26 protein-coding genes are annotated in these 26,528 nt (G+C 70.1%); 20 read left to right on the forward strand and 6 right to left on the reverse strand.

Annotated features, from left to right (window positions below):
- Positions 1-9: 9 nt before the first annotated feature.
- Positions 10-846 carry a short-chain dehydrogenase/reductase gene (locus ACFPZN_RS08475; protein ID WP_378281260.1) on the reverse strand — a complete coding sequence of 279 codons (837 nt, stop codon included), beginning with the start codon at positions 844-846 and terminating at the stop codon, positions 10-12.
- 158 nt (positions 847-1,004) lie between these two features.
- On the opposite strand from ACFPZN_RS08475, the gene ACFPZN_RS08480 reads away from it, so the two are divergent.
- Positions 1,005-1,976 (forward strand): alpha/beta hydrolase, encoded by a 972-nt coding sequence (locus ACFPZN_RS08480; RefSeq protein WP_378281261.1) that lies wholly within the window; start codon positions 1,005-1,007, stop codon positions 1,974-1,976.
- An 83-nt stretch (positions 1,977-2,059) separates the two neighbouring features.
- Here ACFPZN_RS08480 and ACFPZN_RS08485 read toward each other — a convergent pair whose 3' ends face one another.
- The gene (locus ACFPZN_RS08485) at positions 2,060-4,777 is read right to left on the reverse strand and encodes an AfsR/SARP family transcriptional regulator (protein ID WP_378281262.1); all 2,718 of its coding nucleotides are present in this window, start codon (positions 4,775-4,777) and stop codon (positions 2,060-2,062) included.
- A gap of 272 nt (positions 4,778-5,049) precedes the next feature.
- On the opposite strand from ACFPZN_RS08485, the gene ACFPZN_RS08490 reads away from it, so the two are divergent.
- From ACFPZN_RS08490 to ACFPZN_RS08555, 14 genes are all read left to right on the forward strand, one after another.
- On the forward strand, positions 5,050-5,901 hold the full coding sequence (locus ACFPZN_RS08490; RefSeq protein ID WP_378281263.1) for a hypothetical protein: 852 nt from the start codon (positions 5,050-5,052) through the stop codon (positions 5,899-5,901).
- A gap of 29 nt (positions 5,902-5,930) precedes the next feature.
- On the forward strand, positions 5,931-6,605 hold the full coding sequence (gene cpaB, locus ACFPZN_RS08495) for a Flp pilus assembly protein CpaB (protein ID WP_378281347.1): 675 nt from the start codon (positions 5,931-5,933) through the stop codon (positions 6,603-6,605).
- Positions 6,606-6,612: 7 nt separating this feature from the next.
- Positions 6,613-7,848 (forward strand): AAA family ATPase, encoded by a 1,236-nt coding sequence (locus ACFPZN_RS08500; protein ID WP_378281264.1) that lies wholly within the window; start codon positions 6,613-6,615, stop codon positions 7,846-7,848.
- Positions 7,845-8,255, forward strand: a complete 411-nt coding sequence (locus tag ACFPZN_RS08505) for a TadE family protein (RefSeq protein ID WP_378281265.1) — start codon at positions 7,845-7,847, stop codon at positions 8,253-8,255. Before ACFPZN_RS08500 ends, ACFPZN_RS08505 begins: the two co-directional genes overlap by 4 nt.
- Before the next feature lie 10 nt (positions 8,256-8,265).
- Positions 8,266-8,604, forward strand: coding sequence for a TadE/TadG family type IV pilus assembly protein (locus ACFPZN_RS08510; protein ID WP_378281266.1), 339 nt, complete (start codon positions 8,266-8,268; stop codon positions 8,602-8,604).
- Positions 8,605-8,607: 3 nt separating this feature from the next.
- Positions 8,608-9,996: a CpaF family protein gene (locus ACFPZN_RS08515; protein ID WP_378281267.1), complete on the forward strand. Its 1,389-nt coding sequence runs from the start codon at positions 8,608-8,610 to the stop codon at positions 9,994-9,996.
- Complete coding sequence (locus ACFPZN_RS08520) at positions 9,996-10,925, forward strand: type II secretion system F family protein (protein ID WP_378281268.1); 930 nt, start codon at positions 9,996-9,998, stop codon at positions 10,923-10,925. Before ACFPZN_RS08515 ends, ACFPZN_RS08520 begins: the two co-directional genes overlap by 1 nt.
- Position 10,926: 1 nt before the next feature.
- Positions 10,927-11,823: a type II secretion system F family protein gene (locus ACFPZN_RS08525; protein ID WP_378281269.1), complete on the forward strand. Its 897-nt coding sequence runs from the start codon at positions 10,927-10,929 to the stop codon at positions 11,821-11,823.
- A complete protein-coding gene (locus ACFPZN_RS08530; protein WP_378281270.1) occupies positions 11,804-13,033 on the forward strand; it encodes a sensor histidine kinase in 1,230 nt (409 codons plus the stop codon). The genes ACFPZN_RS08525 and ACFPZN_RS08530 overlap by 20 nt, the downstream gene beginning before the upstream one ends.
- A complete protein-coding gene (locus ACFPZN_RS08535; RefSeq protein WP_378281271.1) occupies positions 13,026-13,754 on the forward strand; it encodes a response regulator transcription factor in 729 nt (242 codons plus the stop codon). The genes ACFPZN_RS08530 and ACFPZN_RS08535 overlap by 8 nt, the downstream gene beginning before the upstream one ends.
- A 101-nt stretch (positions 13,755-13,855) precedes the next feature.
- Entirely contained in the window at positions 13,856-14,083 is a 228-nt protein-coding gene (locus tag ACFPZN_RS08540) for a hypothetical protein (protein WP_378281272.1), read from the forward strand.
- 101 nt (positions 14,084-14,184) lie between these two features.
- Complete coding sequence (locus ACFPZN_RS08545) at positions 14,185-14,493, forward strand: hypothetical protein (RefSeq protein WP_378281273.1); 309 nt, start codon at positions 14,185-14,187, stop codon at positions 14,491-14,493.
- A gap of 57 nt (positions 14,494-14,550) precedes the next feature.
- Positions 14,551-15,756, forward strand: coding sequence for a C40 family peptidase (locus tag ACFPZN_RS08550; protein ID WP_378281274.1), 1,206 nt, complete (start codon positions 14,551-14,553; stop codon positions 15,754-15,756).
- Positions 15,757-15,802: 46 nt separating this feature from the next.
- Positions 15,803-16,438, forward strand: coding sequence for a prepilin peptidase (locus ACFPZN_RS08555; protein WP_378281275.1), 636 nt, complete (start codon positions 15,803-15,805; stop codon positions 16,436-16,438).
- A 32-nt stretch (positions 16,439-16,470) separates the two neighbouring features.
- On the opposite strand, the gene ACFPZN_RS08560 is transcribed toward ACFPZN_RS08555, so the two are convergent.
- The 3 genes from ACFPZN_RS08560 to ACFPZN_RS08570 all read right to left on the reverse strand — a co-directional run bounded on the left by ACFPZN_RS08560 (position 16,471) and on the right by ACFPZN_RS08570 (position 20,538).
- The gene (locus tag ACFPZN_RS08560; protein WP_378281276.1) at positions 16,471-17,400 is read right to left on the reverse strand and encodes a hypothetical protein; all 930 of its coding nucleotides are present in this window, start codon (positions 17,398-17,400) and stop codon (positions 16,471-16,473) included.
- Positions 17,397-18,881 (reverse strand): hypothetical protein, encoded by a 1,485-nt coding sequence (locus ACFPZN_RS08565; protein WP_378281277.1) that lies wholly within the window; start codon positions 18,879-18,881, stop codon positions 17,397-17,399. The genes ACFPZN_RS08560 and ACFPZN_RS08565 overlap by 4 nt, the downstream gene beginning before the upstream one ends.
- Positions 18,882-19,233: 352 nt before the next feature.
- Positions 19,234-20,538: a PI-PLC domain-containing protein gene (locus tag ACFPZN_RS08570; protein WP_378281278.1), complete on the reverse strand. Its 1,305-nt coding sequence runs from the start codon at positions 20,536-20,538 to the stop codon at positions 19,234-19,236.
- Between the two features lie 641 nt (positions 20,539-21,179).
- On the opposite strand from ACFPZN_RS08570, the gene ACFPZN_RS08575 reads away from it, so the two are divergent.
- The 3 genes from ACFPZN_RS08575 to ACFPZN_RS08585 all read left to right on the forward strand — a co-directional run bounded on the left by ACFPZN_RS08575 (position 21,180) and on the right by ACFPZN_RS08585 (position 24,070).
- Positions 21,180-22,790, forward strand: a complete 1,611-nt coding sequence (locus tag ACFPZN_RS08575; RefSeq protein ID WP_378281279.1) for a substrate-binding and VWA domain-containing protein — start codon at positions 21,180-21,182, stop codon at positions 22,788-22,790.
- Positions 22,791-23,027: 237 nt separating this feature from the next.
- The gene (locus tag ACFPZN_RS08580; protein ID WP_378281280.1) at positions 23,028-23,456 is read left to right on the forward strand and encodes a hypothetical protein; all 429 of its coding nucleotides are present in this window, start codon (positions 23,028-23,030) and stop codon (positions 23,454-23,456) included.
- An 83-nt stretch (positions 23,457-23,539) separates the two neighbouring features.
- Entirely contained in the window at positions 23,540-24,070 is a 531-nt protein-coding gene (locus tag ACFPZN_RS08585; protein ID WP_378281281.1) for an RDD family protein, read from the forward strand.
- A 370-nt stretch (positions 24,071-24,440) separates the two neighbouring features.
- Here the strand turns inward: ACFPZN_RS08585 and ACFPZN_RS08590 are convergent, their stop codons facing one another.
- On the reverse strand, positions 24,441-24,977 hold the full coding sequence (locus ACFPZN_RS08590; RefSeq protein ID WP_378281282.1) for a hypothetical protein: 537 nt from the start codon (positions 24,975-24,977) through the stop codon (positions 24,441-24,443).
- A gap of 49 nt (positions 24,978-25,026) precedes the next feature.
- Here ACFPZN_RS08590 and ACFPZN_RS08595 point away from each other — a divergent pair, with 49 nt between their 5' ends.
- Positions 25,027-25,488, forward strand: a complete 462-nt coding sequence (locus ACFPZN_RS08595) for a MarR family winged helix-turn-helix transcriptional regulator (protein ID WP_378281283.1) — start codon at positions 25,027-25,029, stop codon at positions 25,486-25,488.
- 64 nt (positions 25,489-25,552) lie between these two features.
- Positions 25,553-26,500 carry a TIGR03619 family F420-dependent LLM class oxidoreductase gene (locus ACFPZN_RS08600; protein WP_378281284.1) on the forward strand — a complete coding sequence of 316 codons (948 nt, stop codon included), beginning with the start codon at positions 25,553-25,555 and terminating at the stop codon, positions 26,498-26,500.
- The last annotated feature ends 28 nt before the right edge of the window (positions 26,501-26,528 follow it).

Consider the following 26,528-nt stretch of genomic DNA (forward strand, 5'->3'; position numbering starts at 1 on the left):
GCATGGTGGTCAGGCGTGGTCGACGTCCTTGATGAGGCGAGCGAGCGGAGGGAAGCGGCCCGCGACCGGGTCCGCGACGGCGGCGAACTGTGACCGCAGAGCGAGCAGGCCGGGCACCCACCACGGGGCGTAGACCGACCTCGACCGCCGCTCGACGCCGTTCACCATCGCCGCGCCGGCGCGGGAGACCGAGATCGGCGCGCCGATCACCTTGGGCATCTTCTGGAGGCCGTCGGCCAGCGACGGGCGGGTCATCAGGCCGTGGACGAGGCCGGTGTCGACCGCGCCGAAGTAGGCGATGCCGACCGCGGTGCCGGTGTGGGCCAGCTCGATCCGCAGTGCGCGCCCGAAAGCCTCCACGCCTGCCTTGGAGCTGGCGTAGGCCGCGACGGTGGGGCACGGGATCGCGGCCGCGATGGACGAGGTCAGCATGATGTAGCCGCGTCGCGCGGTGACGTACGGCAGCGCGGCCCGGACCGTGTGCCAGACGCCGAGCAGGTTGACCTCGACCACCTGCTCGAACTCGGCCGGCTTGATCGCGGCCACGGTGGCCAGGGGGCCGCTGATGCCCGCGTTGGCGATGACGATGTCGATGCCGCCGAAGCGGTCGGCGACCTCGGCGGTGACCCGCTCCAGTCCGTCCCGGTCGGTCACGTCCACCGGAAACGCCGCCGCGCGGTCGCCCATCTTCGCGGCAAGAGGACGCAGGCGGTCGGCGTCGCGGTCCAGAAGCGCCACCCGGACGCCCTTGGCGGTGAGGCGGAGCGCGGTCTCCCCGCCGATGCCTCCTGCCGCGCCGGTCAGTACCGCAACACGATCGGTCAGGGGGCTCTGCCGTGTCCTCATGGGCGGCAGTGTAGGGAGCGGCGATCACCGATTTCAATCGGTGATCGGCCGTGCTTCCCCGCGCGTTGTCGTGCCCGTCCTACATGTGGCGACCTGCATACCCAAACGCTTACTTGGTTGTTAGTATGAGGGGTTGGACCGGGCGAGAGAGGTGGCGGATGCCGACCACACCCACCGTCGAGGAGCGCGCGGGATGCGGGCTGGGGGCGCGCCTGGCGGTATGGCTGATGCGCCGGTTCCTGCGGCCGCTGGTGGCCCGGTTGCCCTGGACCCCGTACACGCTGCGCTTCGCCCCTCTGCTGGATCTGGCCGGGTTCCTGATGCTCCCGCCCCGCGGCACCAGGGTCGCCAGGGTGCGCGGGCTCTCCTGCCCCGCCGAATGGGTTCGCGGCCCCGGCGTCACCGGCGTCGGGGACAAGGTGATCCTGTACTTTCACGGCGGCGGGTTCGTCGCCTGCGGACTGCGCACCCACCGCCGAATGATCGCGCGGATCTCCCAGGCGGCGGACATGCCGGTCCTGTCGGTGGCCTACCGCATGCAGCCCCGCGTCACCATCGCCACCTCTGTCAGTGACTGCAGCAACGCGTACGGGTGGCTGCTGGAGGAGGGCCACGAGCCCGCCGACATCGTGGTCGCCGGAGACTCGGCCGGTGGCTACCTGGCCTTCATGGCGCCGCTGCACGCACTCCGTGACGGCTTGCCCCCGCCTGCCGGCATCGCCGCTCTGTCGCCGTTCACCGAGCTGGACATCGCGGGCAAGATCGCACATGCCAATGCCGCGCTCGATCCGTTCATCCCGGCCCCCCGGCTGCGGGACATGGTGCGTACCTGTTTTCCCGGCGCGGAGGTGACCGATCCGTGGCTGTCGCCGGTGCACGCCGATCTGGGCGGGCTGCCTCCGGTGCTGATCCAGGTCGGTTCGGTGGAGGTGCTGCGCTCCGACGCCGAGTTGATGGCCGGGCGGCTGGGAGCGGCCGACGTGCCGTGCACGCTGCAGATCTGGGAGGGGCAGATGCACGTCTTCCAGATCTTCGCCGATATCTCCCGCGAAGGGCTGGCCGCCATCTCCGAGATCGGGGCGTTCGCCCGCGCCGTCACCGGCTTGACCGTGCGACGGGAAGCGGCATAGCCGGCGGCTGGGCTTGCGTTATGACTGGGCACGCAGGAGGGACGCGGCCCCGACCGTAGGTGCGAACGGCTGTGCCGGCTTCCTCAGGGAGTGTCGGCGATGTGCTGGGATTCGGTGGCGCGTCTCAGGTCGCCCATGTCGGTGAAGATCTCGGCGGCGCGCTTCAGGCGGGCCCGGCCTTCGTCGGCGCGGCCCGCGGCCAGCAGCGCTTGGCCGAGGTGTGTGAGGGCGATGGCCTCACTGTGGCGGCCTCGGTTCTGCATGATGGCCAAAGCTTGTTCGCCGTAGTGGACGGCCTGGCCGGGGTCGGTGCTCTGCAGTGCGGCTCCCAGGGTGTAGAGGGCCATGGCGGCCACGTCCACGTCACCGATCTTGACGGCCAGTTCCTGTCCCTGCTTCAGGCGCTGAACGGCTTCGCTCACCCGTCCCGCACCGAGCAGATGCTTGCCGAGGTAGTTGTAGGCCATGGCCTGCTGGCCGGGCAGGCCGTGCTCGGAGAACACCTGCGCGGCCTCCTCGAGGCACTCGATCGCGGCGGCGGAATCGCCGCGTTGGCCGTACGAGAGACCCAGCGCGGTCTGGGCGGCGGCGATGATGTACGGGTCGTTGAGACCGTGGGCCATGCGCATGGCCTCGCGCAGGAGGGGGTCGGCCTCGTCGAGTTCGCCCCTGTGCACGTTGACCCAGCCGACCGTGAGCCGGCCGAGGGCCTCGCCGCCCAGGTCGCCTTCCCGCCGGGCCTTCGCGAGCAGCATCCGGCCGCACATGAGCAGGTCGTCGAAGTAGCCGCCCATGAACAGCGGCCGGAACAGGAGGCCGACCAGTTCGGTGAGCAGCGTGCAGGGCAGGGTGTGGCAGCCCTCGACCTGCTCCACGCAGCTGAGCAGGTTCTGGCGGACGCTCTCGAACGCGGCGGACGCCGCCTGACCGTTCTGGACGATCTCGGGAACGACCGCACCCGGCCAGGGCTGGGGGACGAGACGAGCGAGCCGGTCGGTCATCAGCCGGACCGTCTCGGTGATGGCCGCCAGCCGTTCCGCGGGACTGTCGAGTTCGTGGGTGAGGCCGTGGGCGAACGCGCGGACCAGGTCGTGGTACCCGTAGCTGCCGGGCCCCTGGGACTCCAGCAGGTGGACGTCGAGCAATGCCTCCAGCAGCCGGTCGGCCTCGAGAATGGGGATGTCCAGCGCCCGCGCCGCGATCTCCTTGTCGATCGTGCTCATGTGAGGGATGGCCAGCAGGCGGAACGCCGCCGCCTCTTCCGGCGCCAGCTGGGCATGGCTGAGCCCCAGGCTCGCCCGGACGCTCAGGTCCCCGACCTCGAGTTCGTCCAGGCGGCGGGTGCGGTCGCTCAATCTGTCGGCGAGATGCCCGAGTGACCAGTCGGGCCGCACCGCCAGCCGCGACCCCACGATGCGCACGGCGAGGGGGAAGCCGCCGCACGCGGCGACGAGCCGGTCGAGCGAGCCGTCGCCGTCCCGCATCCGGTCCGCGCCGGCGATGGCGCCGAGCAGCGCGCGTGCCGCCGCGTCGGGCAGCGCACCGAGTTCGACGAAGTGGGCGCCGACGAGGTCGGCCAGCGTGTTCCGGCTGGTGACGATCGTCCGGCAGCGGCCCCCACTGGGAAGCAGCGGCCGGATCTGGGAGGCGTCGCGGACGTTGTCGAGGACGATGAGCAGTCTGCGGTCGGCCGTCATCGTCCTGAAGAGCGACACGCGCTCCTCGAAGGACTGCTGCAGTGCCAGATCGGTGATCCCCAGCGCCTTCAGGAACATCGCGAGTGTCTCGGCCGGGTCGCTCGGCGACGAACCGGAGCCGTGCATGTCGGCGAACAGGACACCGTCGGGGAACCGGTGGCTCAGGTGGTGCGCCAGCCGCACCGCGACGGTCGTCTTGCCGATACCGCCCGGACCGGAGACGACCGCCGTCCGAGGCCCCGGTTCCCGGCGCGGGTCGAGCTTCTCCGCCAGCGTCGAGAGAGTGGACTCCCGCCCGACGAGATCGCCCGAGTCGGGCGGCAGCTGGAAGGGGACCGTCCTGGCACCGCCGGCCGGCGCCAGGCCCGGGTCCCCCGCGAGGATGCGCTGGTGCAGCTCGTTGAGCTCGGCGCCGGGCTCGACGCCGAGCTCCTCCTTCAGGATCTCCCGCACCTGGCGGTACGTGGCGAGGGCCGCCGCCCGGCGGCCCGACCGGTACAGCGTGAGGATGAGCCGCGCCCACAGGTTCTCGCGGGTGGGATGCTCCGCGACGAGCCGCCGCGCCTCGTCGATGATCTCCGCGTGGTGGCCGAGGTGGAAGGCCGCCTCGAGTTTGAGCTCGTGGACCTGGAGCCGCATCTCCTCGAGCCGGTGTTCCTCGTCCCGCAGCGCGGTGGCGCCGACGTCCGCCAGCGCCGGGCCGCGCCACAGGTCCGTCGCGGCCGCGAGGACCGTGGCGGCGCGCGTCCAGTCTCCCGCCCGCGCGGCCGACAGGCCGTCGGCGTGCAACGCGACGAACCGCGACAGGTCGAGTTCGCCCGGCTCCAGCTCGATGCGGTAACCCGGCGAGGCGGTGACGATCCGGGCGCCGAGTTCGGGTCCCAGCGTTCGCCGGAGCCGCGCGACATAGCTGTGCATCGTGGTGCGGAAGGACGGGGGAGGGGCGCCGTCCCAGATCAGGTTGGCCAGCGCCTCGCCGGTGACGGTGTGCCCGGAGCGGAGGAGCAGGGCGGCCAGCAGGCTGCGCAGCCTCGGCGAGGCTATCGGGACGGCGGTTCCGTCGCCGTCCCGGACGAGTAGCGGCCCCAGTATCCCGAACTCCACCGCTGAACCCCTGTTCACTTTGGCCCCGAGGCACACATTCTGACCGAAGAGCGTCGATCGGTGTCAACCGGAAGCAAGCCCGTTTCTTGCGGCGGACGCGAACGATGCTAGATCGGTGCCAGCCGGATGCCAGCCGGGTCGGCGAAGATCGTGAGGCCTAGGAAGAAGGCGGGCAGTCGAACAGGACGGAGCGGCCTTGTGAATCCCACGAGGCGATCAGGCCGCCCATGACCGTGGTCGTGATCGCAGGGGACGTTCCCAGCATCGGTGTCATGGGGGAGTACACGGCGCGCCGCCTGGTCGTGGACGGCGCCGCGCAGGAAGGACGCGCGGAGTTCATCGATCAGATGGCACAGGCACTGGGGGAACGCGGGAGCGTCCTGGTCGTCCATCCGTCATGGAGCACCGGGGGCGCCGGCGGTCTCATCGCCCTCGCACGGGGAGCGCTGCACACCGACCGGATCGCCGCGGTCCCGCTGGATCTGCCCCCGCTGGCGCTCTCGCTCGTGGCCGACCAGCTGGCTTTCGTGGCACCGCACGTTCCGCCGGGAAGGCTCGCGGGCCTGGCGTCCCGGTTGTCCGTCATGGTGTGCGCGGGCGCGTGGCTGCACAGCGTCGCCCGCTTGGAGAACGTTCCGGTCGGTCTGGCCGAGCATGCCGTCTCTTACCTGCCCGGCCGTGGCGGCTTCTCAGTGCTCGCGGCTCCTTCACCGGGTGTGCACCGGATAACGCGGGCCGAACCGGTGCAGGCGATAGAACGGCCGCGGCTGGGGCCCGTCCTGCTGGCGGCCGCCGACCAGAACGGAGATCCGGGCTGGCTGCGGGAGTCGCTGCAGGGCGCCCTCGGAGCGACGTCCATCGTGCCGGCCGCCGTGCAACCGCTCAGCGACACGTACTGGGGTTCCCGAAGGCACACCGAGTTCGTCGCGTTCAGCGGCCACCCCGACGCGGTCCAGCAGGCCGTCACGTCGGCCGGGGGACGGCCCTGCGGATGGTGCGGCGAACCCACCGCGCTGCCCGAATGCTCCTTCTGCGGGATGGCCGTCCGAGACGGGTCAGGCGATGTCTCCGGAGGGGCGGCCGGCGTGGTCGCCGGCTCCGCGACGAGGAACGGAGTCCGATGAATCCCCGTCAGCGACGAGGAGGCGTGCTGATGGTGCTCGCGGCGCTCGGCGCCGTCGTGGTGTTCGTCAGCGTGCTCGGGTACACCGGATCGGTGCGCGCCGAGGCCGGCGTCCGTACCGAGGTGCTGGTGCTCACGCGCACGATCCCCGCGTACACCCGGATCACCGAGAACGACCTGCGCCGCGCCCAGGTGCCCAAACGCTGGTCGCCCTCGACACTGATCACCAACCCCGCCCAGCTCGCCGGGAAGGTCGCGGGAGCGGATCTGCCCGCGGGCGCCTTCCTGCAGCACGGGATGCTCGTCCCGCACCCCGCCCTGGAGCCCGGCCAGCGGGCCATCTCCATCAGGGTCGACGCCGAGACGGGGGTCGCCGGCATGGTGCAGAAGGGCATGTACGTCGACATCTACGCGACCTACCAGGTGCAGAAGGGCAGCCGCCAGGAGTCCTGCGCGGCCCGGATCGTCAAGTCGGCCCTCGTGCTCCAGATCGACCAGGTGCGCAGCGTCCGCGACGAGAAGAACACCTCGGTCACCGAGTCGATCATGCCGATCACGTTCGCGCTCGACGCCGTGGACAGCCTGAAGCTCACCCGGGAGGAGAGCTTCGCCAACAAGCTCCGCCTGGTGCTGATCGGCGGCACGGGCCGGAAGGCCGACGGTGTCAGCCTCCCGCCGGTGTGCGAGACGATCCCGGCGAGGTGACGGCGCCGTGACCATCAGGGTTCTGCTCGGGATCGAGGATCGGGCCGTGGCCGCGGCGCTCGGCGGCCTGGTCGACGAGCTCCCCGGCCATGAGGTGGCCGGGGTCCGGGCGAGTTCGGACGACGTCGCCGCGGCGGCCGCCGCCGAACCCGGACTGGACGTCGTCCTCCTGCACCGGGATCTGGGTCCGCTCGCCCCATTGGAGGTCGTCCGCGACCTGGCCGTGCGCCACCCCCACCTCCCGGTCGTGCTCGTCACCGAGGACACCGGCGTCGAGGCGTTCGCCGCCGCGATGGCGGCGGGCGCGCGGGGCGTGGTCTCCACCCGGCCGACGCTCTCCGAGCTCGAGGACCGCATCCGGCAGGCGGTCGAGTGGTCCCGCGCCATGAGGCGGCACCTCACCACCGCGGGCGCCGATCCCGGCGAGAGCCTCCCGCCCCGGCGGCAGGGGAGGCTGGTGACCCTGTGCGGTGCCAAGGGCGGCGTCGGCACGACCACGCTCGCGATCCACCTCGCGCTGGCGACGGCGGCCACGGGACGCAGCGTCTGCCTGATCGACATGGACCTGCAGAAGGGCGATGTCGCCGGATACCTGGACGTCCGGCACCGGCACAGCGTCAGCGATCTCGCGGCCGCGGGAGACGGCCTGGACGGGGGAGTCGTGGCGGACGCGCTGTATGTCCACCCGGCGGGCCCGCACGTCCTGCTGGGACCGGGGCAGGGCGAGGACGCGGAAGAGATCTCCGCGCGCGTGAGCAGAAGCGTCCTCGGGATCGCCCGCGCGCGATACGACGTGGTCCTGGTGGACGGCGGTGCCTATGTCACCGAGGCCGCTGCGGTGGCGGTGGAGCTGGCCGACGAGGCGGTCATCGTCGCCACTCCCGACGTCCCCGCGCTGCGCGGTGCCGCGAGGCTGGCCGGGATATGGGCGCGGCTGGCGATCCGCAAGGAGGAGGACGCGTCGGTCCTGCTCGCCAAGCACGACAGGCGCAACGAGATCCAGCCCGACCTGGCGCGGAAGATGGTCGGCCCTCCCGTGCGGGCGGTGACGGTCCCCGCCGCCTTCCGCGCTCTGGAGGAGGCCGCCAACACCGGCTCGCCGCTCACGGTCAAGCAGACGGCCTTCCGGAAGGCGATCGGCTCGGTCGCCGCCGACCTCGGTCTCCTCTCGGGGGAGCCGGACGAGGACGAGCGCGAGACCCCGGGCGGCAGGGGCGGGGGCAGGTCATGGAAACGCCCGTGAGGAGCCCGCAGGACCGGGGCGCCGTCGCCGTCGAGTTCGCCGGCATCATCCCGCTCATCGGCTTCGTCGGCCTGCTGGTGTGGCAGACCGTGCTGGTCGGCCTGACCTCGATGTACTCCAGCCATGCCGCGAACGAGGCGGCGCGCGCGGTGACCGTGATCGGCTATGACGAGCGCGACACCCCGGAGGCGCGGGCCGACCGCGAGGAGGTCCGGCGCCGCACGGTGGCGCGGGTCTCCGGTGGCTGGAAGGACCGCGAGCATCTGCACATCGCCGTCCGGGACGGCTACGCCGTCGTGACCATCGACACTCCGCTGGTGATACCCGCGCTGCGGAGCTCGTGGGGGATCACGGGCCGGGCGAAGATCGTCACGGAAGGGGGTGGTGGCGTTGGCGCGGCGCGGTGACCGGGGAGCGGTGGCCGTCGAGTTCGCGGGCATCGCACCGTTCGCCCTCTTCGTGATCTTCCTGGTGTTCCAGGCGTACATCTCCTCGACCACGGTCGAGCGGGTCGAGAACGCGGCCCGCACCGGGGCGCGCGAGGCGGGCCAGCGCTACGCCCCGGATCTCTGCCGGGAACGCGCGCGGGCCGCGATGCCCGGATGGCTGAACACGTACTCGATCGAAGGCGGGCCGACATCGGTGGACGGAGATGACGGGGTGTACTGCCGGGTCCGCGCCAAGCTCCCCCTGCTCTGGAAAGGGATCCCCTTGGACTACACCGTGACGCGCACCGTCACCATGCCGCTGGGGTAGCCGATGGCCCTCAAGGATCGTCTGGAGAACGGCGGCCCCGCCGACGGGCGACCTGGCGGGAACACCGTCGGGCACTGGCGGCAGCGCCTGCTGGAAGAGATCAACCTGGACGAGCTGGCCAAGCTCACCATGGACCAGCGGCGGGCGCGTCTGGAGAAGGTCACCGGCCTTCTGGTGGCGCGCGAGGGGCCGGTGCTGACGGGCGGGGAGCGGGCCTCGCTCATCCGCCGCGTCGTGGACGAGGCACTCGGCCTGGGCGTGCTCGAGCCGCTGCTCGCGGATCCGAGCATCACCGAGATCATGGTGAACGGGCCGGACGCCATCTTCGTGGAACGCGCCGGGCGGGTGGCCCGGGTCGACGGCGGCTTCGCCAGCCAGGACCAGCTCTACCAGACCATCGACCGGATCGTCGCCCAGGTGAACCGCCGCGTGGACGAGTCGAGCCCGATGGTCGACGCCCGCCTGCCCAGCGGCGAGCGCGTCAACGTGATCGTGCCGCCGCTGTCGCTGAACGGCCCCGTCATCACCATCCGCCGCTTCCCCCGCGCGTACTCGGTCGGGGAACTGGTGGAGGCGGGCTCCCTCGACGAGGCCACCGGCCTGCTGCTGGCCGCGTTCGTCCGGGCCCGGCTCAACGTCGTGATCGCCGGCGGTACCGGCACCGGCAAGACGACCATGCTGAACGCGCTGTCGGCGTTCGTCCCGGCCGGGGAGCGCATCATCACCATCGAGGACTCCGCCGAGCTCCGGCTCACGCAGGAGCACGTGATCTCGCTGGAGTCGCGTCCCGCCAACATCGAGGGCAAGGGGGCGATCACGATCCGCGACCTGGTCCGCAACGCGCTGCGGATGCGGCCGGACCGGATCATCGTGGGCGAGGTCCGCGGCGGCGAGACCCTGGACATGCTGCAGGCCATGAACACCGGGCACGACGGCTCGCTGGTGACGGTCCACGCCAACTCGACCGAGGACACCGTGCACCGCCTGCGTACGCTCGCCGCGATGAGCGACGTCAAACTGCCGTACGAGGCGATCCGCGACCAGATCGAGGGTGCGGTCGACATCGTGGTCCAGTTGACCCGCGGTCCGGACGGATCGCGCCGCATCACCGAGGTGGCGGCGCTCGGCCCCGCCGGAGCGGGCGTCGGGTCCGGCGCGGGCGCCGCTCCGGGCCCGGCGGCGCAACACCGGGTGACGCGCTTCGAGGCGGAACCGCTGGGTTCCGACCAGACCGTACGCGGCGCGTTCCGGCACCATCCGCTTCCCGGGTTCCTGGCCACCCGGCTCTTCGAGGCGGGAGAGAAGATCCCGCCCGCGTTCGCGCCCGAGCCGCGCACCGGCCACGTGGACACGGGTCGAGCACGGCCCGCGGAAGGCGGGGTGGGAAGGTGATGATCCTCCCGCTCCCGGTGATCCTGCTCATCCTCGCCGTGGTGCTGATCCTCGCCGTCTGGGGGCTCGGGGACCTGGTCGCCGGGGCGGGACGGCGCCGTCGGCTGGTCGAACGCGGCCGGCTGGCCCCGGGCGACCCGGCGGCGGGACTGGCCGCCAGGCTGGACGCGTCATTGCGCCGTACCACGCTCGGCCGGGCCGTGGAACGAAAGCTGAACACCGCCGGAATCAGGGTGCGGGTGTCCACGTTCCTGGCTCTGCTGACCGCGGCGGGCGCCGCCGTCATCGTGCTGATCGGACAGTGGATCGCACCGGTGTTCGGGCTGGCGGCCGCCGCCGGTGTGGGCATGGCGTTCTTCTCCTACGTGCGGCGAAGGGAAGAACGGCGCCGGGACGAGTTCGTCGCCCAGCTGCCCGAGCTGGCCCGGGTCCTGTCCAACGCGACCAACGCCGGCCTGGTCATGCGGACGGCCATCGAGATCGCCGCCGATGAGCTCGCGGATCCGGCGGGCACCGAGCTACGCCGGACGGCGGACGCGCTGCGGCTGGGCCAGCCTTTGGAGGACGCCCTGCGCGACCTGGGCGCCCGCCTGCCGTCGCGGGAGCTTGGCGTGCTGGTCAGCACGCTGGTGGTGGCGACCCGCTCGGGCGGCTCGCTGGTCACGGCGCTGCGGACGATCGCCGGGACGCTGGAGGAACGCAAGGAGATCCGCCGGGAGGTCAGAACGATTATGGGAGAGGCGGTCGTCACCAACTGGGCGGTCGGGGCCCTCGGCCTCGGCGGGCTGGCGCTGATCAACATCATCCAGCCGGGCGCGCTCCGGATCATGAGCGAAGGGCTGGTCGGCCAGATCGTCCTCGCCGTCGCGGCCGTGTTGTTCACCGGCAGCCTGCTCGCCGTCCGCCGGGTCACCAGGATCGATGTGTGAGGTGGACGTGATCGGTTACGTCATGGCGGCGTCGGGAGCGCTCTGCGTGATCCTCGGCGTCTGGGGTTTCTCGCTGGTCACGGCGGAACGCAGGTTCAGCGTGTCGGCCCTGTCCGACGTCGGCGGCGGCGCTGAGGAGGAGGGTTTCGTGCTCGACCGGCTCGCTGGCGTCCTCGGGGCGCCGCTCGCCGGTCTGGCGTTGACCGCGCTGGCGCCCTGGCGGAGCTCGATCCGCGAACGGATCGCCGCCGCGGGGCGTCCCGCCGGACTCTCCACGGTCGAGGCGTACGCCCGGGTCACCGCCGGATACGTCGTCATCTTCGGCGGGCTGGGGCTTGTTTTCGCGGCCCTGGGGCAGGGCGCGTTCGGGGTGGTGTGTTTTGCCGGCTGCCTGCAGAACGAGTACAGGCTCTATGGCCGGAAGAAGGCCAGGCAGGACGACATCCAGCGGTCCATCCCCGACTTCCTCGACGTCCTCGCGGTCACGGTGAGCGCGGGCCTCAGCTTCCGCGTCGCGCTGGCGCGCACGGCCGACAGCATGCCGGGCCCGCTCGCCGACGAGTTCCGCCTGGCGCTCCGGCAGATGGACCTGGGCACACCGCGCCGCGAGGCGTTCGAGGACCTGCGGCGGCGCAACGACTCCGAAGGCGTGAACCAGTTCGTCACCGCGTTGCTGCAGGCCGAGGAACTGGGGGCGCCGTTGCGGACCGCGCTGGTGGACATCAGCAACGATCTGCGCCGAAGCTCGGCGCAATGGGCCAAGCGCAAGGCTCAGCGCACCACACCGAAGATCACCGTGATCACCATGACGATGAGCCTTCCGGCTCTGATGCTGGTCGTGCTGGCAGCCCTCTTCTACGGGTCGGGAGTGAGCCCTGGTGGCCTCTTCGGCGGTTGAGCGGCCGACACCCGCCGCGGGCCCGCTGCCGGAACGGGTCGGCGCCGCGTTCGGGATGCTGATGCGGATCCGCATGCTCGTCGCAGCCCTGACGTTGCCGCTGCTGCCCAGCGGCGAGCTGAATCTCGCGACCTTCCTCCTGGTCTTGAGCATCGTGGCACTGTCCTGGCTGGCGGGGCGTGGCTGGCGCCTGATCGCTCCGCGGGTCGCCACGCATCCGCTCTACTTCGCGCTCGACATGGTCATCTCGTTCGGCATCCTGGGCATCGGTGGAGTGTCGGGCCCCTTCTTCATCTGCACCGTCGTGACGGCGGCGGTGGCGGGCCTCCTCTACCGGTGGCAGGGCATGCTGGCCGTCGCCATCCAGCAGGTCGCCTTCTACTGCATCGTCTACGGAGTCAGCCTGCGGGCACCTGACGACATCGTCTTCCAGTCGGTGCTGGCGCAGGCCCTCTACTACCCGTTGGCCGGGGTGGCCGGAGTCGGGCTGCGCAGGCTGCTCGACGACTTCGCCGCGAAGGAGGCCGAGCTGCGGCGGGCCGAGGTCCAGGCCGCCGCGGCCGACGAGCGGGCCCGGCTGGCCCGGGAGATGCACGATTCGCTGGCCAAGACGCTGCGCGGCGTGGCGATGATCGCCGCCGCTCTGCCGACCTGGATCTCCCGGGATCAGGCGCGCGCGGTGTCGGAGGCCGAACGTGTCGCGGTGGCGGCCGAGGTCGCCTCGAAGGAGGCGCGGACCCTGCTCGCCGAGCTCCGGGAGGACGCGGCGCAACGCTCCTTCCCCGACACCGTCCGCGACATGGCGGAGCGCTGGGGTGCCGACACCGCCACGGCCGTGATCTTCGATTTCGCCGAGGGGGTGGACCTGCCCCCGCGTTCCCGGCACGAGGCGAGGGCCATCCTGAGCGAGGCGCTGGCCAACGTCGAAAGGCATGCCGCGGCGAGGTCGGTCTGGATCCGGCTCGCCTGGGAGGAGTCGATGGTCGTGCTGACCGTGCGCGACGACGGGCGCGGGTTCCGGCCGCGCGGGCTGCCCGAACTGGCCAGGGAGGGCCACTACGGGCTCATCGGCCTGCACGAGCGGGCCGAGCGCGTGGGCGGCCGGGTGTGGGTGGCGTCCGAGCCGGGGGCGGGCACCACGGTCGGCGTCAGGCTCCCCGTGGTCGAGCCCGCGGACCGGCGACTCGCCGAGGCGGGAACGCATGGGTGATCCACGCGTCATGGTCGTCGATGACAACATCGTCGTGCGTTCCGGCCTGGTGTCGCTGCTGGAGGCGGCCGGGATCGAGGTCGTGGGCGAGGCGGGGGACGGGCGGACCGCGCTGGAACTCGCCGAGCGGATCAGACCCGACCTGGTCCTGCTGGACGTGCGGATGCCACTGATGGACGGGATCAGCGCGGCCGGTGGGCTGAGCCGTGTCGCCAAGGTGGTCATGCTGACCTACACCCAGGACCCGGGCGTCGTCCAGGCGGCGATCGAGCGGGGCGCGGTCGGCTATCTGGTGCACGGGTCGTTCACGGCGGCCGAGCTCACCGCGGCGGTGCACGACGCCATGGAGGGCGCGAACCCGCTCTCCCGGGAGGCGGTCTCCGCCCTGGTCGGCGCCGTGCACCGCGACCAGGTCCAGAGCGGGACCTGGGACGGTTCACCGGTCGCGCCTCCGCCCGGGCACGGTGCCTCTCAACGCCGCGCACGGGAACGGTTCGGACTGTCGGCCCGGGAGGCCGAGGTGATGGAGCTGATCGTCCGGGGACGCACGAACGGCGAGATCGCCGAACGCCTGTTCCTGGCCGAGAAGACGGTGAAGAACCACATCAACCACATCTACGCCAAGCTCGGCGTCGCCTCGCGGGCCGGGGCGATCGCGCACTGGCTGGGCACGGCCGAGGAGCAGGCGGGCCCTCCCGGGGGCCCAGACGGGCCCGGCTGAATGGGGCCTGGATTGGGCCGCCGGGCCCTGGGGCCGGCAGCGTGGATTCCGTACCGTTGTTCTGCCGGAAGGGAACAAGAAACGGTCGGAAGGAAACGCCGATGAACCCGATTATTCCGCTCTACGTGACCCTGCAGACTTTCGTTGTCGACCGCGTGGAACGGCTTCGAAGGTCATCGGACCGGGGCGCGGAAGCCATCGAATACGCGGCACTGATCATCATCGCCGCGGCGGTCATCGGATTCGTATACGCAGCCATTAGTGGTATCAACATCCAGCAAAAGGTCGCTGACGCTCTCAACAGTGTGTTCAACCGGCCGCAGCAGTAGTACCCCGGACGGGTGCCGGGGACGGTGGGGAAGCAGCCGAATCCGGCTTCGGGAAGGCACACTCCCCATCACCCCGCCGCCTGCCGAAGAAGGGCCGGTCGATGCGCGCTGTGCCGGCGTCCTGGCTGACGGCGGCCACCCTCGGCGCCCTCGGTCTGCTCGCCCTGAAAACCCTGGCACCGGACGCGGAGCCCGCCGGAACCTACGACCAGGAATTCTTCGGCCGGTGGCGGCCGGCCTTCCAACTGCCGGTGGCGGCGTTGGCGGCCACCGCCGCGACCGCGGCCACCGAACCTGATCTCTGGAGCACTCACGGAATCCTCCCGTGCGGTATCGAGATCCTGCTCGGATGCCTTCTCGGCCTCTTTCTCGTGAACGCTTTCCGGCCGGCGCGCGGCCGTCATCGCTGAAGCCGGAAGGCCATGTGTGATCTCCGCTCATGGAATGGGGTGCGGATGCTGCGGCGGATGCGGTACGGCAAATCGGGAGGGGGCGACGAAGGCGCCGCCACCTCCGTTCTGGTGATGTTCATGGCGGTCGTCCTGGCCGCCGGTTTCCTGCTGTTCGGCCGGATCGGCCAGGCCGGCGACATGCGCACCCGGGCGCAGATCGGCGCCGACGCCGCCGCGCTCGGGGCGCTCGCCCCCCTCCGCGACCAGGCGGTCTCGCTGGCGCTGGACGGGCTCGACCCGTCCGCGGCGGGCTACTGGTCGGTCGGCACCACGCCCGAGGCGGCAGCCGCGTCGTACGCCGACAAGAACGGGACGCGGGTGCTCCGAGCCCGGCTGAGCGGCAGGGAGGGCCAGACCACCATGGTCGAGGCCGCGACGCGGTTCTGCCAGCTCAAGAGGGACGGCGAACTGACCGCGAAGGAACGCGACGACCTCCGCCAACGCCGCAACCTCTGCACCGACAACACCGGGAAGACCGGGATCGGCCGCGCGGGCTCCGCCAGGGCGGTCGCCACGATGAAGGCGCCGCGCTGCTCGTCCGACTACTGGGACCCGCCGCCGGAGAGCACCGGGATCGGGCCGACCCGCAGGATGGTCTGCGACGGCGTGCAGGTGTACCCCGGCGGTGACCGCGAGCGCGTGAGGAAGCTGTTCAAGCTGCGTCTCGTCGACGGTGAGGACCCCGTCGCCTACACGGGACAGCCCGAGGGCATGGACCTTCCCCCGGGAGGCCCGGTCGGCGGGGGCGGCGTCGTGGTCAGCGAGTGCGCCACGAACGGGCAGCGTCCCGCCGACGACCTCCCGTTCGGCGCGGCGGTGGTCGCCTGGGCCCTGTGCTGGCGTGGCACGCCCTACTCCTGGGGAGGCGGCACCGTTCGTGGCCCGGGACGCGGCATCTGCTGCTCGCCCGGAGGTTACGACGGGCGCCTGACCATCGGGTTCGACTGCAGCGGCCTCACGCTGTACGCGGTCTACCACGCCTCCAAGGGCCGGATCGCCATGGGCCACTTCACCGGGACGCAACTGGACGACCCCCGCGGCAGGCCCGTGCCGCTCAACCAGCTCCAGGCCGGGGACCTCGTGTTCTTCGGCCCGCGCCCGACCGACCACGTGGCCGTCTACTACGGCGACGGCAAGATGGTCGAAGCTCCGAGAACCGGGGACGTCGTCAAGATCTCCCCGCTGCGCAGCAGCCTCACCTACGCTCGCCGCTTCGGCTGACCGCGCCTCGCCTTCCGACCGGCCGAGCGACGCAGGGAGCACGGACATGCACACATGGATCATCGTCGCGGCGGCCTCGGCCGGCCTGGCCGTCGGCTGGTCGGCGGCGCCGATGGCCGGCCCGTACGTCGACGGGGTCTCCCGCGCGAACCGGACGGCGATGGCCGTGGCCACGGCGGCGGGATGGGGGGTGCTCGGCGGGTTGCTCGGCTCGTCGGTCCTGCTGGCCGCCCTGCTCTACCTGGCGGGAGTCGGAACGCTGCTCGCGTTCATCGATCTGCGGGTCGAGCGGCTGCCGGACCGTTTCACGCTTCCGTCGTACGGCGTCGCGTCGGCCCTGCTCGCGCTGGCCGTTCCGTTCACCGAGGGAGGCGTCGGGCGTCTCGTGCACGCGTGCGCCGGGATGGCGGCCCTGTTCGCGCTGTTCGCCGTCCAGGCCGTCCTGGTACCCGGCGGGATCGGGCTCGGGGACGTGAAGCTCGCCGGAGTGCTCGGCCTCTACCTCGGGTGGTTCGGCGCGGCGACCTGGTGGACGGGCCTGCTGACGATGTATCTCCTCGGTGGAGTCGCGGCGTTCGCGGTCATGGCGGTCCGGCGGTCGCGGGCGGGCTCGATCCCGTTCGGGCCGTCCATGCTCCTCGGCACGCTGGCCGCGATCATGCTCGAACTCCCGGGAAGCTGAGCGGCGCCCGTCCCCTCGGGGCGGACGGGGCGTCACGGACGGCGTCGGCGCGGAGCCGAGCGCCACGGAAACCGCGGAACCAGCAGGCAGGCGAGACCCGCGACGCTACCCGCCATCAACCAGAGCCACAGGCCCCGGCCTCGGGTCTCCAGGACGTCGTTCCCGGCGAACGGGAGTGCGAGCAGCGTCGAGGCCAGGGGCAGGAGGGGTGGTGCCGCGGCCATCGCCACGAGGTGTCGCCCGCGCGTCATCCGATCGCTCCGGAACGTCCCGATGGCCACGACGGAGGCGGCCACGGCCATGGCGGACGCGCGCGGTCTCCACTGGTCGAGCTCTCGCAGCGTCATCAGGGCGCCCTCGATCTCGCTCGGCCATATGAGGTCCGCGGGATCGGGTGCCAGCACCCGGTCGACGATCGACTGGCCGATCAGGTCGAGCCCGAGCATCAGCGCTCCAGCCAGGACGAGCACGTTCATCCACCGGTGTCGCAGGGCCAGGACACCCAGGCACGCCCCGGCGCCGACGGTCAGTTCCGCCACCAGCGCGGCGACGACGAGGGAGGCGGAGTGCGGCGTCCCGAACAGCGGGTTCAGGATCATCATCGGGAGGACGATCATGCAGCTCAGCAGGGTGACGGTCAGGGCGATCTGCCCCTCGTGAGACAGCACCGGCGACCCACGGCCGCCGCTCGCGGTCGCCACCCGGACTGCGAGCGCGGTGGCGACCACGACCGCCGCCAGCAGCCCGGGCGCCGTCGCCTCGACCACCGCGTCGTTGACCATGCCGACGGAGCCCAGGCCGGTGATGCCGATGCCCCAGCGGACACCGGCCAAAGCCAGCCCGACGACGGCGAAAGCGACGAGCAGCGCGAGGAGCGGGCCGCCGGGACCGGCCCGCTCGGGGCGGGCGCCGCGCGCGGCGGTGCGCAGCTCCGAGGACGAGTAGGGGCGGGGCGACGTCATGGCCGGCTCGTTCCGGGGTCCCGGTCGGTGCGGCAGATCCAGGGACGGGACACACCGGTCTTCGGGTCGACGATCCGCGCGTCCGTGAGCGCGGTCCGGACCGTCTCGGTGCTGTTCTCAAGGCCAGCGATCTTGACGCCGGGGGTGAATCCGAAGTCCGCTCCCTTCTTGCTGCTGTCGCGGTCGTAGGAAAGCGTGGAGATCTTCCCCTTCTCCTGGATCAACACGGCGAGCTCATCGGCGAGCGACTGCATCTCACCCTGATATCCCGCGCCGGCAGCGGGGGGCGCGATGTATTTCTGGATCACTTGCTGAGCGTGCGGGTCACCCTGGAGCGAGATCTCGATGTGCGTGAACGCGTTACCGCCGCCGCCCTTCGAGTAGGACAAGGTCCCCTCGGGATTGTCCTTCCTGAGCTCCCACTGGCCGCCGGCCGGGCTGGGAGTGGGCAGGCTCTTCGGATCCTTGAACTTCAGTTCCCAGGTGGCGCCGGCGTTCAGATTGTGGTTGGAGCCGGAGTCGGTCACGATGGTCGCCGTCTTGGGAACCTTCACCTCTTTGCCGTCGGGAGTCTGCACAATGTCATAGGTGATGGAAACGGTGGATCCGTCGGACCAGTCCTTCGTCGCCTGCAGGGCGAAAGAGGGTAGCCATTTGTTCTCGGTCTTGGCCTCGCCCGTGGCTCCGAGAGTGACCGCGTTCTTGCTCATAAATGTTTTGATCTCTTCATTTTCACTGGTCGTCGTGGTGCCGACCTCGTGTGTTTCCTCGTATATCCCGCCGACCTTGGCCTTTACCTTGCCCGCGGAGAACGACAGGCTGCCATTGATGTACCCGTTGGTGCCGGTACCCTTTGAGATGGTGTATTTGATGCCCCACTGGTCGGCCATCGTGTACTTGAGCCTTTCCGCCTCGATCAGGCCCTTGAGGGGACCCTTGCTCTTGACCAGCGTGGTCCGCTGCCTCTCGAATTCGGCATGGAAAGCCTGACGCTGGGCCTCGTTGGCGAACTTCCAGGTCGTCGACGCGGTCTTGCTCCATTCATTGCCGCCCGCGATTGTAAGGCCGGTCTTCTTGTCGTTGATTTTGTAACCGATGCCGGTCTCGACATGGATTCCATTCCTGTTTTCGCTCCCGTCGACCTCCCACACCTCGCCGTCCGAGCGCTGGATGACCACCTTCTTCTCCTTCTCTTTGTGAGAGTAAAGAAGCACCTGCACGGATTTGGTTTTTTCTACCGAGGTATCAGCCACGGTGCAGGGCGGATCCGGGGGCGGTGGTGGCGGCTGGGGGAGCGCGGCCTCACCCGCAGGACAGGATCCCTGTGAAAATATTCGACAAATAGAGGATTCAACCTTTTGCGGCCACGATCCGGCAAAGGTGCTGTTCAGTCCGAGAACCACCACATTCACCACGGCAATGAGCGCGGCGTATTCGATTTTCGAACCGCCCTTGTCGCGGGGCCGGCACTCCATGTTCACCAGAGGATCCTGTCCCGCGGAAAAGACCAGGTGAAGGGTCCCGAGACCCAATCGCGGCCCTGGGTCCCCCGCTGGGCCCGCGGTCAAGCCCGATGACGGGTCGGCCCTGGATGGCGAGGGCCCGCTGCTGAGGTGCTGCGCTCGCGGTATCGCTCCGCGGTCTGGCCGTCGGCTGGTCGGCGGCGCCCCCTGGACGGGCGGTACGCCGGTGACGTCCCCCGGTGGAGCCAGGCGGCGATGGCGGTGGCCACGGCGGGGGGGGGTGGGGCTTTCGGCTGTGTTGGCCGCCCGCGTCCTCATACCTTCCAAATATCGGAATATCCGCGCAAAGTCGCTGACAAGAATCTCGGTGTCAGCGTGGCGGGTAGGTCTTCTTTCCGCACTTCTTGAGGAGCCAATCGCGGGTCTGTCCGAGATGGTTGGTCACGTAATAGTCCAGGCCGGCCTCCTCGGCGGCCTGCCACCAGTTCTTCTGCAAGCCGCCCTCGCATCTCTGGTGCCCCGGCCGCTTGATGCAATTATAGAATTTCCCTTTCCATCTTTCCCAGCCGTCCGGGGCGTTCCAGATGCGGACTTTTCGGCCATTGGCATGCGCGTTGGTGACTAGATTGTTCAGGTATTGGTGTTCGGTCGGGTCGATGGTGTACCTGCCCTTGGGGCTCCGGTCCACGCATTTGTTGAAATCGCCGTTCAGCATGACGACCCGGTTGGCGATTCTCGCATCATAATTCTTGTTCCTGGGGTTGAGCCAATCCGGGATAGCGCATTGATCCCCCAGGCTCGCGGAGAAACGGATATTGACCGGCATGGGTGTGTCGCCGAGCGTGTTACGGTCAGGGTCGTAATTCTCCGGCATCGGAAGGATCACGTGCACGTTCGATGCCAGCGGTGGATTGAGCGAGTTGATGTCCTTGGCTACCTGCTCATAGGCTCCTGACTTATCTTTGTCCTTGGCTTCGATGATGAGTTCGAACGGATCAGTGTACCCCGGGTAGACCCCGCCGTTCTCTTTGATCCTCTCGGTCAGCGGTTTGAGATAGAGTTCGAGAAGTGTGTCGGCTCTACTGCCTTTCGGGTCGTCGTGCTTGACTTCCAGCCTGCCCCCGTTCTCAAGCCAGATGTCGGCCTCCACGCTTGTCGCTCCGTTGTCGAGCGCATCGTCGAGTGGATGCTCGTTCTCGTAGTCATTGTGGGCGTGCAGCCTTTCCACCCAGGGCACGGTCCGGTCCAACTGGCAGCGCGGACTCGCGATCGGTGGCAGTGGCGGGGGCGGTTGTGGGCCGCCCGGCGGAATGTCGGGGGCAAGCGGGGTATCCCCGCCGTCGACCAGCGGCCGCCCTGTGATCCGCGGTTCGGCCCCGCCGCGACGAGCCAGCACGTCTTCCCCGCACTCACCGCCGAAGGCGCGGCAGAGGGCGGTCTTGCATTTATCTACCAAAAGGTCGGATGTGCCGGACGTGAAGAGGGCGGCGGCGATGGCGGAGACGAGCAGCAGTATTCCCAGATATTCGACTGCGCCCGCACCCTGGTCTCGGCATTTGTGAACCACTCGGCATCCTTTCGGTTTGCCCTTGTCTTTGATCAGTTGGGCGGGTTCATCGTTGTTCCGCTGCCTTTCGGTCGCCTGCTGCGGGGGCGCAGTGATCGCTCGGAGCACGCTTTGAGTGTGCGGGTCATCCTGATAGGTGATCTCGAAGTACGTGGTGGTGCTCCCGCCGACGCCGCCCGGACCCGCTCACCCCGGACAGATCCTTCCTAGGAGAGACGCGGCATATTCGGTTTCCGAGCTGCCTCTATCTCGGCTCCGGAACTCCTTGCTCATCATCGGATCCTGTCCCGCTGAGAAGGCCGGGTGAAGGGCCCTGAGGCCCAGTCACCGCCTTGGTTCCTTGATGGGCCCGAGGCCCCAACTCCTGACCAGAGACGCTTTTTTGGGCCCAGGGGCCCATCCGCGCACCGTCCGGTGCCGCTTCAATGGACGGCATCATGCAGTCATCCGGTCAGGACGGCGACGAAGTCCCCAAGCTGCCGGCGTTGCCGTACGCCGTCGAGGAGGGGGGACCGGCCGGCAACGCGTCACCAGAGCCCCCCGCGTCGGCCCCGCCTCCCCCCCGGCCGGCTCCGCCTCCCCCCCGGCCGGCTCCGCCGTCGGCCCCGCCGCCGGCCGCACTGGCCCCGCCTTACGCCGTGCCGGTCCCGCCTTCTCCCGCGCCGGTCCCGCCGTCGGTGGCGCTGGCACCACTGTCGAGCCCCGGGCGGTCGACGATCGCGAACGATCGCCGTCCGGCTCTCGCGCCCGTGAAGCGCCGTGCGCGCCGCCGACCACCGCTCAGCGTGGTGATCGCCGTCCTGGCCGTCCTGGTGGCCTCGATGGTCGGAGTGGGCCTGTCGCGGCTCGGCGGCTCATGCGGAGAGGGGGAGAAGGAGACGCTGCGGCTCGCCGCCGATCCCGCGATCGCCCCGGCCGTCACCGCCACGGCACAGCGCTTCGACGACCGGTGCCTGGAGATCGTCGTCACCGCCGCGCCGTCGGCCGCCTCGGTCCTCACCCTGGGCGGCGCCCGGCGTGAGAGCAGGGCGGACGCCTTCATCCTCGACTCGTCCCTGTGGCTGGCGATGGCCGGAAGCGCGGCACAGCGGACCGGGGCCGCGGTCCCGCGTCCGGTCGGATCGGCCGCCCTCTCGCCGCTGGTGCTCGTCCGGTCGCAGGCGACGCCTCCGCCGCCCGGCGGCCTCACCTGGCGTTCCCTGCGCCGCGACGCCCACAGCACGGCTTACGGGCTGCGCATCGTCGATCCGGAGTCGGACGCCAGCGGCGTGGCCGCCCTCCTGATGGCACGGCGCGGTGGCGGGGACACGAGCCTGGCCGGCTTCACCGACATCCTTCGGGAGGCTCAGTCTCACGACAGCAACACCGTTGCCAAGGATGCCGGAGCCGCCCTCGCGAACCTCGCGCGAAGCAGCGACAGGTCGGTGCTGGCCGTGTCGGAACAGTCGGTCCGGCGGCATGCCCGTACGGGCGGCGCCCCCGTGGTGGCGCAGACTCCGGGCGACGGAACGGTGACCCTCGATTTTCCCCTGATCGTCCACGGCTCGGCCAGGGCGGACGACGCGAAGCGGTTCCTCGCCGAGCTCAACTCTCGCCGTGGCGCCAGGGAACTCGCCAAGATCGGTCTGCGGCCCGCGAACGACCGGGCCGGGGGAGCGACGATCGACCCGAGGGCCACGCTGGAGACGCTCGAGATGTGGCGCCGGATGCGGCTCGGCACCCGGATGCTCACGCTCGTCGATGTGTCGGGGTCCATGGATCAGCAGGTTCCTGGCACGGGCGAGACCCGCATGACGATCACGGCGGGCGAGCTCACCAAGGGCATCGCCCTGCTCCCCGACGAGGCCGAGGCCGGGGTCTGGGCCTTCTCGACCGGCATGGACGGTACCCGCCCCTACCGGTCGCTGGCCCCCGTCGGCAGGCTCGGCGGCGTCAGCAGCGCGGGCACCCACCGGGCCGCGGTCCAGCAGGCGCTGGGGCGGCTGCGTGCCAAGCCGGACGGTGACACGGGCCTCTATGACTCGATCCTGGCCGCGTTCCGGACGATGAAGGCGGGTTATCGGGCCGACATGATCAACATCGTGCTGGTGCTCTCGGACGGCCGGAACGACTTCGCGGGCGGCATCACCGAGACGGCCCTGCTCGGCGAACTGCGCAAGGAGTACGACCCGGCGCGCCCCGTTCAGGTCATTGGCCTGGCCTTCGGCCCCGACATCGACATCGCGGCCCTGAAGCGCGTCTCCGAGGCCACCGGCGGCACCGCGTACCGGTTGCGCGACCCCCGCGAGATCCTCGAGCTCTTCGGCCGTTCGGCCGCCCTCAAGATCTGCGACAACCCGGGCCGCTGCCCCACAGGCTAGATGGTCCACGGCACATGCGGCCGCGGCCCCTTCCGGCACGCCGGCCGAGCCGCCGCCACCCGCCCGCATTTCCATCGGGAGTACCAATGCCGGCAAAATTGCATTTATATCGTAGTGGCGGGGATTCGGTCAAACCGGCAGCTGTTCTTCTTTGTGGCCGGACAATTTGCAAAGGTTGATTGGCGTGTGCTGATATAGAGTAGTCCAGGGTAAAGAGTAAGAAGGGTACGACCCACGATGCGTTCGACGCTGAGTGCCACGGCATTCGTGCTGGCCGCCATCCTGCTGTCCGGCTGCGGCGATGACGGCGATGGAAAGGCCGGTGCCTCGGCACAGTCCCCGGCAGGGAACGCCCAGGCGACGCAGCCCGTAACGGCGGAGCCGAAGGGCGGGCTCGCTGGCACTTGGAAGCCGATTAACAAGAGCCCGATCGCGACGCTCACGATCACAGGCGACACGGTGCGGACCACTGGGCAACTCGCCTGTCCCGGAACGGTCACCGGCGCGGACACGGCGGAACCGGTCCTGACCCTGAAATGCACCACGGAGAATGCCGAGCGCAAGCGCGGCACCCTGAAACTGAAGCCGGACGGATCGGCTCTCGTCATCTCCTGGGACGGCCCCGCCTGGGGAGGAATGATCGACAGCCTGAAGCGGGCCGGCTGACGACTCAGGCGAATCTTCCAGCGGAGACCGCGGATTCGACGTCACAGAATTCCCTTTCTGTGCGACAGGCGAGGAGTACCGGAATGAACGAGGCCCCGCAAGCGCCGTACGGTCACCCGACCCGGCCGCAGCAGCCCGGGGCTGCGTATGCGCCGCCGCAGCCCTGGGTTCCGCACGTGCCGCAGCATCCGCCGTACGCCGGCTGGTCGCAACGCGCCGGCGCCTTCCTCCTGGACGTTCTGATCAACTTCGGCCCGTTCTGGCTGCTGGTCCTCATCGGCGGGCTGATCGATGACATGAGTCCGGGCGACAGCGGCGAAGTCGTCGGAGCGATCCTCGGCTGGGCGGGCATCCTCGCCATGATCCCCGCTGTGACGTTCCAGTTGGTCCGCGAGGGCCGGACCGGGCAGACCGTGGGCAAGAAGGCCCTGGGCATACGAGCGGTTCGCGACCGCGACGGCCGAACGCCCGGCATCGGGCTGGCCCTGGGCCGCCGGCTGGCGCAGTTCCTGAACTACCCGCTGTTCGGACTGGGCTGGTGGTTGGCCCTCGGAGACCCCAAGAAGCAGACGTTCGCCGACAAGATCACCAGCGTGGTGGTCGTCCGGGCCTAGCCCGACGAACCAGCCCGGCGGCCGGCCCGACGGAGGCCCCTTGGCCGCGAGGCTCGAACTCGGGGTGAAGTTCCACTCGTCGTCAGCGGCGTGCCCCCGGGAGCCGATCTGGACGGCTCCGGAATCGGCGTCCTGGAATCGCGGATATCCGCAGCCGTCATCGGCCGTCCCGACTCGTCGCGACGGCCCTTCACGTCCCACCGCTGCGCGGATGCGGAAGTCATAGCGGTGCGATGTTCCGCGCTTGCCGACACCAGTCGTAGGCGGCAATGCCTGCCCTCGCCGCCGCGTCCACGACCGGCCGCGCGCTGGTGCGGGACCACCTCGTCAACGTGCTGCCGGGACGACAGGCCGGATGCGCAGGCGTCGATTATGGTTGGGGCGTGCGGGGGCGGCGATCGTGTACGGCCGGCTCGGCGGGCGTGTAGGTGACCACCTGCCGGGCCGCGAGCACCATCCACACGAAGGTGAACGCGATCACCGTGGGATTCTTGATCAGCAGCAGCACGGCGGTGTAGAGATCCTCACCGCCGCTTGGGATCCAGTCGCGGATGATCTGTTCGGGAATGACGTCGAAGACCATCACCAGCCCGCCCAGCATGGCGGCCTGCAGCATCAGGCTCGGCCATCGCTCCCGAAGAAACCGGGCCGGGTGACCGGAGTCTCCGGTGGACTCCCGCCCGAAGGCCAGGCGGACGATGAGTCCGATGAGCAGCACCCGTGCGAGGAGCGTCAGCGTTTCCATGACGACCGGAAGCGGGCCGGGCAGGTCCGTCTGTACCGATACGAACCGCTCCAGGCCGGGGACCAGCGAGATCCCGACGATGAGGACCGGATGGCGGCGGTAGAAGCCCAGAGCCTGGGAGGGCACCTCAACGGCGGTGCGCGCCTGGAGGGAGAGTGACATGTCCTTCAGTCTACTAAATATTTCAGTCAACTAAAGCAATGGAGATCGGATGGAGTCGAGCGGAAGCACCGCGGGCCAGGGGGCGAAGTTCGGGCGGGAACTCAGCGCCGCGGTCGTCTTCTTCCATGAGGCGGTGGGACGGCACCTGGGGCTGAGCCCCACCGACCAGCGCGCCCTGACGCTGATCGACCTGCACGGGCCCATGACGGCGGGCGAACTGAGCCAGCTGACCGGTATCACTCCGGGCGCGGTCACCGGACTGGTGGACAGGCTGGAGCGCGCGGGTCACGTCAGCAGGCAGAACGACCCACGGGACCGGCGGCGCGCGGTCATCGCGGCCACCCACGAGGCCCCCGAAGCGGTCTCGGCGGCCTTCGCCGAGTTGGGCGGGAAGATGGCGGCCGTCGTCGCCGGGTACGACGAACGTGAGCAGGCCGCGATCGCCGACTTCGTCCAGCACATGATCGATGTACTGAGAGAACAGACCCGCCGCCTCTCGGACACCCGGTGACCGGCCTACACGCCCGCGAGCGCCTCCCCATCCGAAGAAGGACAAAGCAGAAGGTGGAGACCTCATGACCGGCGCACGGATCCAGCTCTCGACCGGCGTGCGCTCCTTCTCCGCCACCGATCCCGGGGGCTGGGACCACCTCTTCCGCCAGGCCCGGCTCCTCGACCAGGCCGGGTTCGACCGGCTGTCCGTCTCCGACCACGTGGTCTTCGGGGAACGGCTGGAGGCGTACGCCCGGCCGGAACTCGGCGGCCAGGCGGGCGGGCGCCAGCCCACCGGCCCGGACGGCCACTGGCTGGAACCCCTCACGACCCTGTCGGTCCTGGCCGGAATGACCTCCCGGATCCGGCTGGCCACGGGCATCCTTCTGGCCGCGCTCCGCCGCCCCGTCGTCCTGGCCAAAAGCGCCGCGACCCTGGACGTCCTGTCACGCGGAAGACTGGACCTGGGCGTCGGAGTGGGCTGGCAGCGCGAGGAGTACCAGGCTGCCGGACTGGACTTCGAGGATCGAGGACGCCGGCTCGACCAAACGCTCGAGGTCTGCCAGACCCTCTGGCGCGACACGCAGGCCACCTATTCCTCGCCCGACCTGCACTTCGAGAACATCCACATGATGCCCAAGCCATTCCAGACGGGCGGCGTCCCCATCTGGATCAGCGGCACCCTCAATCCCCGCGTGATAAAACGCCTGGCACGCTTCGGCACCGGCTGGATTCCCTGGGGACCCGACGCCGCCGACCTCCCCACGGCGATCGCCCGCCTGCGCGACGCACTCGCGGACGAGGGCCGGGACCCCGCGAACCTCCAGATCGTCGGCCACATTCCCACCAGCACCCGCCCGGACGGCCTCCTGGACGTTCAACGCACCATGGACGCCGTGCCACCGCTGGTCGCAGCCGGGGCCACCGACCTGCGTCTCAATCTCCGTATCCCCGCCGACGACGCCGAAGCCGCCGAACACCTTCATGACATCGTCCAGGCATTCCGCGCCGCGGCCGACCAGACCACGTAACCGAGGCTGATGTGGTCGACGACGCTGG

The organism is Actinomadura rugatobispora (assembly GCF_042656285.1).
Lineage (GTDB): Bacteria > Actinomycetota > Actinomycetes > Streptosporangiales > Streptosporangiaceae > Spirillospora > Spirillospora rugatobispora.